General features: G+C 57.1%; 2 protein-coding genes and 1 rRNA gene. 1 reads left to right on the top strand and 2 read right to left on the bottom strand.

Going from position 1 to position 6,202, the window contains the following annotated elements; genetic code table 11:
- Positions 1–2,667, bottom strand: a 23S ribosomal RNA gene (locus VGN12_12085); the annotation flags it as partial.
- A gap of 840 nt (positions 2,668–3,507) precedes the next feature.
- On the bottom strand, positions 3,508–4,458 hold the full coding sequence (locus VGN12_12080) for an SMP-30/gluconolactonase/LRE family protein (GenBank protein HEY4310181.1): 951 nt from the start codon (positions 4,456–4,458) through the stop codon (positions 3,508–3,510).
- A 268-nt stretch (positions 4,459–4,726) separates the two neighbouring features.
- Between VGN12_12080 and VGN12_12075 the strand changes: the two genes are divergently transcribed.
- Positions 4,727–6,103 carry a hypothetical protein gene (locus VGN12_12075; protein HEY4310180.1) on the top strand — a complete coding sequence of 459 codons (1,377 nt, stop codon included), beginning with the start codon at positions 4,727–4,729 and terminating at the stop codon, positions 6,101–6,103.
- Positions 6,104–6,202: the final 99 nt, after the last annotated feature.

The following is a 6,202-nucleotide window of genomic DNA, read 5'->3' as shown; positions in this document are numbered from 1 at the left end:
CAAGTTTCGTACGCCCACAGCAGATAGGGACCGACCTGTCTCACGACGGTCTGAACCCAGCTCACGTACCACTTTCATTGGCGAACAGCCAAACCCTTGGGAGCTTCTTCACCCCCAGGATGTGATGAGCCGACATCGAGGTGCCAAACCGCTTCGCCGCTATGGACGCTCGGAAGCGATAAGCCTGTTATCCCCAGAGTACCTTTTGTCTGATGAGCGATAACCCTTCCACACGGGATTACCGGATCACTAAGCCCTACTTTCGTATCTGCTCGACTTATAAGTCTCGCAGTTAAGCACCCTTCTACCTTTGCGCTCGAAGCCTGATTGCCAACCAGGCTGAGGGTACCTTTGGACTCCTCCGTTACTCTTTCGGAGGAGACCGCCCCAGTCAAACTGCCCAACTGAAACTGTTCCCCGCCCGGTTTCACGGGAATCGGGGTTAGAACTAAAACACCTCCAGGGTGGTATTTCAAGGATGGCTCCACGAGCACTGGCGTGCCCGCTTCAAAGCCTCCCACCTATCCTACACAAGAAATATCTCAGCCCAATATCAGCCTACAGTAAAGGTTCACGGGGTCTTTCCGTCTTACTGCGGGAACGTGGCATCTTCACCACGGCTACAATTTCACCGGGTCACTGGTTGAGACAGTGCTTCAGTCGTTACGCCATTCATGCAGGTCGGAACTTACCCGACAAGGAACTTCGCTACCTTAGGACCGTCATAGTTACGGCCGCCGTTTACCGGGGCTTCGGTTGAGAGCTTCGCCTTGCGGCTAACCCGCTTCCTTAACCTACCGGCACCGGGCAGGCGTCAGACTCTATACATCCTCTTGCGAGTTCGCAGAGTCCTGTGTTTTTGATAAACAGTCGCTGAAGCCGATTTACTGTGACCCCCAATGGCTCTAAACCTTCGGGGGCACCCCTTATCGCGAACTTACGGGGCCAATTTGCAGAGTTCCTTAACCAGTGTTCTCCCGAGCGCCTTAGACTTCTCGTCTCGCCTACCTGTGTCAGTTTTAGTACGGTCACTTGAGTTTCAACCCTTAGGAGCTTTTCTTGGACGTCCCGCTGATGACTTCCCGAACATAAATGCGGTCGAGACAATCCGCCGGCTTGTGGGGGCGGATTTACCTTTCCCCCACCGGCTGATAGGCTACGGACGTTTCTAATCGTACCGCTCACCTTTGAGACGCCGTCCCTCCATCGGTCCACTCAAGTGGCGCAGGAATGTTGACCTGCTATCCATCGTCTACGCCTTTCGGCCTCGACTAAGGTACCGGCTAACCCTGGGCGGATTTACCTTCCCCAGGAAACCTTAGGCTTTCGGCGAGCAGGATTCTCACCTGCTTTATCGTTACTCATTCCGGCATAATCACCTGTAGGCCCCGACACCGCTCCTTACGGTACGGCTCGTATCTGGCCTACAGCGCTCTCCTACCAATGCATAAACCCGAAGGTTTATGTATTCCACTGCTTCGGTGTAGAACTTACTCCCGATCATTATCGGCGCAGAATTGCTCGACTAGTAAGCTGTTACGCACTTTTTAAATGGTGGCTGCTTCTAAGCCAACATCCTAGCTGTCATTGCAACTCAACTTCCTTAGTGACTGAGTTCTACTTCGGGACCTTAGCAGATGGTCTGGGTTGTTTCCCTCTCGACCGCGAAGCTTATCCCTCGCGGACTGACTCCTGAGATAGTCGCAACGGTATTCGGAGTTTGGTTCAGCAGAGTAGTCTGGAAGGACCCTCAAGCCGATTCAGTATCTCTACCCCCGTTGCGTAGTGGCTCAAGGCTAGCCCTAAAGCTATTTCGGAGAGAACGAGCTATCTCTGCGCTTGATTAGACTTTCACTCCTCCCCACAAGTCATCCCCTCGGTTTTCAACCCAAGTGGGTTCGGTCCTCCACGCGGTATAACCCGCGGTTCAACCTGCTCATGGGTAGTTCGTGCAGTTTCGCGTCTACCACCAGCGACCAATTGTCGCCCTATTCAGACTCGGTTTCCCTCTGGCTTCGGTCCTTAAGACCTTAACCGAGCCGCTGACGGTAACTCGCCGGATCATTATGCAAAAGGCACGCCGTCACACATCCCCTTGCGGGTATAGTGCTCCGACCGCTTGTAGGCACATGGTTTCAGGTTCAGTATCCTCCCCTAACAGGGGTTCTTCCCATCTTTCAGTCGCCCTACTGAGTTCGCTATCGGTCGTCAGGTAGTATTTAGCCTTACGGGATGGTCCCCGTAGATTCAGTCGGGGTTCCACGTGACCCGACCTACTCAGGTACTCCTCGGGAGGCTGCTCGTTTTCGCGTACGGGACTGTCACCCGCTATGGTCCAACTTTCCAGATGGTTCCGCTAACAAGCCGCTTTGTAACTCCCATGTGAGAAGCCCTACAACCCCGCGAAGGAAAACCTTCGCGGTTTGGGCTATTTCCCGTTCGCTCGCCGCTACTGAGGAAATCGATTTTTCTTTCTTTTCCTGCGGTTACTGAGATGTTTCAGTTCGCCGCGTTGGCTGCGTACACCTATGAATTCAGTGCACGCCAGTTCGGGAATCCCGGGATCAACACTCGTTTGACAGTTTCCCCGGGCTTTTCGCAGTCTTCCACGCCCTTCAAAGCCTCCTGACGCCAAGACATCCCCCATGTGCCCTTAGTAGCTTGACCACATAGATCCAAAACTCTCCCCAACGCTCCAACGACCTGCCGAAGCAAGCCACCGATTCGAGAGGAAAAGCGTCAGATCGGTCAACTACATTGATCCACCAAACCGCTCCAAGCGCTGGAACGATTTGACGATCAGTAACGATTCGATCTTTTACGGCCAACTTCGTAATTCGACTGCGGGCAAGCCCGTCGCCGCATCACTCTGCAGGCCGTCTACTAAGTGCCGTGAGAACCAGCCGACGCGTCGTTAGACACGTTGGCTGACTCTTATTAAGAATGCCACTTTTCCACAACCAAATTGTCAAAGATCGCCGAAGCACAAAACCCGTCGTGCGATTAACGCACTTCAGGCCCCACACTTCGCTGTCGGTTGGACAGAGGCTCGCCCCGCTGGAAGCAAACAGAAATCTCTGCTGCGAATCCCCGGAACTGGCCTCTAGCCAGCCGCCCTTTGAGCCCCGTCGTCGCGTCGCGACAACTCTTGGCTCTCACCTCTCACCTCTCACTGTCTCCCCTTCACCCTCATGGGGAAAGGGCGAGTATACTGATTCATCTCCAGGGCATCAAGGCACCCTGGGAATAAGTTTTCGGAATTTCTTTCGGGCCGCGGAATCCTCGATCGCCATTCGACAGATGCTGCTCCGCACGCTCGAAAAACAGGTCTGATCGGACCATCCTTCCAAGCTACGACCGGCCCCGCTCGTTGGGACGCTTGGCGAACTCTCTTCTACGAGAAGGCGGACCTACGGTTCGCGCAGGCTCGCAAAAAACTCTTATCGGCATTCGCCAGCGCTCTCGATCAGTTTGCGTCGAAGCTGGTGCGGTGCGAGCGAGTTACCGTCAGGCGATCTGCCACAACGGATACGCCACCTGGCCTGGATGGTCGACACGCGCTTTCACCACGGTTTTTCCAGCCGTGATGTAAATCGTGCGACCGTCGGTACCGCCGAAGGCGAGATTCGTGATGACGTCTTCGTAGATCGGGATGCGTCCCAAGAGCTTTCCTTCAGGAGAAATGATGTAAACGCCAGGTAGCACATCTGAAGTTTCGTGCGGACCACGCGCCGCCATTACTCCGGCCGCGACATAGAGATTGCCCGCCATATCCAGGCGCATTCCGTCGCCGCCACGCCCGGGCGCGAAATCGTAGATCAGCCGTTGGTTGTGCGGGTTGCCCGCGCTATCGAGGTCGAAGCCCCAGACTTTGCGATTGCCCTGTTCGGTCGGGCAACTGTCGATGACGTACAGCCTTTTGCTGTCCTGTGTCACGGCAATCCCGTTCGGACGATCGATGGCCGGTTGCACAAGGATGCGCGTCACGCGACCGTCGTGGTCGATGCGGTACACCCCCTCTTCGCGCATCTCCATCAGCGAACGATCGGCGTAGCAGGGGTCCGTGAAATAAATTCGGCCCTGACCGTCAACGCAGACGTCATTCGGGGAGTTGTATCGCACACCGTCGTACTGATCGGTCAACACTTCGTATTGGCCGGATACCAGGTTCGTGCGCGTGACGCGGCGGCCGCCCCCCGGTCCGAATTCTGCCCCCTCGCAATGATAGAGCCTTCCTTGCTGGTCGAATGTCTGGCCATTGGTGCGATAGCTGGGCTCGCGAAAAACCGACAGCGTGCCATCGGCGGCCAGCTTCATGATGCGATTGTTGATAATGTCCGAGAAATAGACATTTTCGTCGGCGTCCACGGCTGGTCCCTCGGTGAAAGCCAGGCAAACGACCGTTTTCAGGTGCGATTCCGCAGCAGCCGCAGGGAGCGGGACTTCTTCGTACTTCATGGTGTGGTTTTTGAACTTTGTTCTCGGCGGGTTTCCCTAACTCAGTGCCCGCGTATTCTGCGCGACGTTCGTGCAATGAGCTAGCTCAGCGCTCATTTTCCTGGGGGGCATCCCGTCGGCCGGTCGGCACGCGGGAATCGTCTACAGAGAGCCACGCCACAACCGCATTGACGCTAGCAAACCGTTTCCCCTAGACTCCTCGCCGCGCGATTCACGATATAGCGCGCCGTGCGGCGCGAATCTCTCTATTGATTCAGGAGTCTGGGCGGTGATACGTCGACTCCCCATAGTCCTATGGGTGGCATTTTTCGCGATTTCGACGGCAGCCGTCTGCGCTGACGAACCGTCGAAGGACGACGACGCCACGATCGCGGCGCCGCCGGCCACGGCAAAGCCGCGCCCGGCTCCTGTCCGCGCCCCCCGTCCAACGGATAATGCAAAGAAAGCTGCGCCTCGAACGCCAGACGTCGAGGTGAAACGAGCTTCAGCCTCGCTGCCGACCGGTCGCCGCCCGGATCCGAAGCAGAATCTGATACCCACGCCGGCCGATCAGAAACATGCCGAGGCCGCGGTCCGCGCATTGGGGGCCGAAATCGATTTGGTGCAAACGCCGACCGGCAAACAACTGCGCGCCGTGCGCTGGCACGGCGGCGACGAAGGGCTCGAGCAATTGCAGAACCTGCCAGGGCTGTTATGGCTCGACCTGGAAGGAACCAAAGTCACGGACGCCGCGATGGCGAAGGTGGGATTGCTGACGCAACTCGAAGGGTTAAAGCTTGGCCACACGCGCATCACCGACCGTGGGGTCGCGTATCTACGCACGCTGCGTGTGCTCGAAGGTCTTTCCATTCCCGGCACGAAGATCACGGCCGCGGGGCTCGATCATTTGGCGACGCTCTCCCAATTGCGAATGCTAAACCTCGCGTCGACCAAGGTCGGCGACCGGGGGCTCGAGAAGCTGAAACGGCACCGGCACCTCGACGAATTGAATCTCAACGACGCAGGCATCACCAACGCCGGACTGGCGCATCTAAAAACGCTGGTTCGGCTGCGCACGCTGCAACTGGCGTCGAACGAGATCACCGACGAGGGATTGGCTCACCTCCGCAACACACCGCAAATCGAAAACCTGTGGCTCGGCGAAACGAAGATCGGGGACGCCGGGCTCAAGTATTTGCAACTGGTGCCTCGGCTCAAGCATTTGCACATCAATGGCACCGCGATCACGGACGCGGGCGTCAGTCAGTTGGTGGGAATCCGGGGTCTTGTATGGCTTGACGTTTCACACACGGCGATCAGCGATGAGGGGTTGGCGCAGATCGCCACCATGTCACGACTCGAGATGCTGGTCGTCAGCGGTACGAAAATCACCAACGTAGGCGCCAATCAGTTGGTGTCGCTCGAACATCTGGGCTTTCTTGCGCTGGCTGGCACGGAGATCGACGATACCGCGCTTCCGGCCGTGGCGCGTCTGAAGGGGCTGGAAGTCCTCGACCTGGACGGTACCGCGGTGAGCGATGCCGGGCTGCCTACTCTGGCCCAGATTCCCATGTTGCACTCGCTGAGCCTGCAAGAAACTGCCGTAACTCCGCAGGCCATCACGGCCACGTTTCGTTCTCGCCCCAAGCTGACAGTGATTCGCTAACGCTGGTTTCCGGCGAAGTTCGCGCATCGGCTGGCCAAGGCTCTCTTGGCGTCTCACGATGACTTCGCCTTGCATCGATGAGGGCGATCGGGCAGCATG

This window comes from Pirellulales bacterium (genome assembly GCA_036499395.1).
Lineage (GTDB): Bacteria > Planctomycetota > Planctomycetia > Pirellulales > JACPPG01 > JACPPG01.
Note: the sequence above shows the minus strand (reverse complement) of the source record. Positions and strands in the feature narration are given on the sequence as shown.

Excerpts from the sequence above, each read along its gene's own strand:
- VGN12_12080 (HEY4310181.1), bottom strand. The coding sequence starts at position 4,458 with ATGAAGTACGAAGAAGTCCCGCTCCCTGCGGCTGCTGCGGAATCGCAC.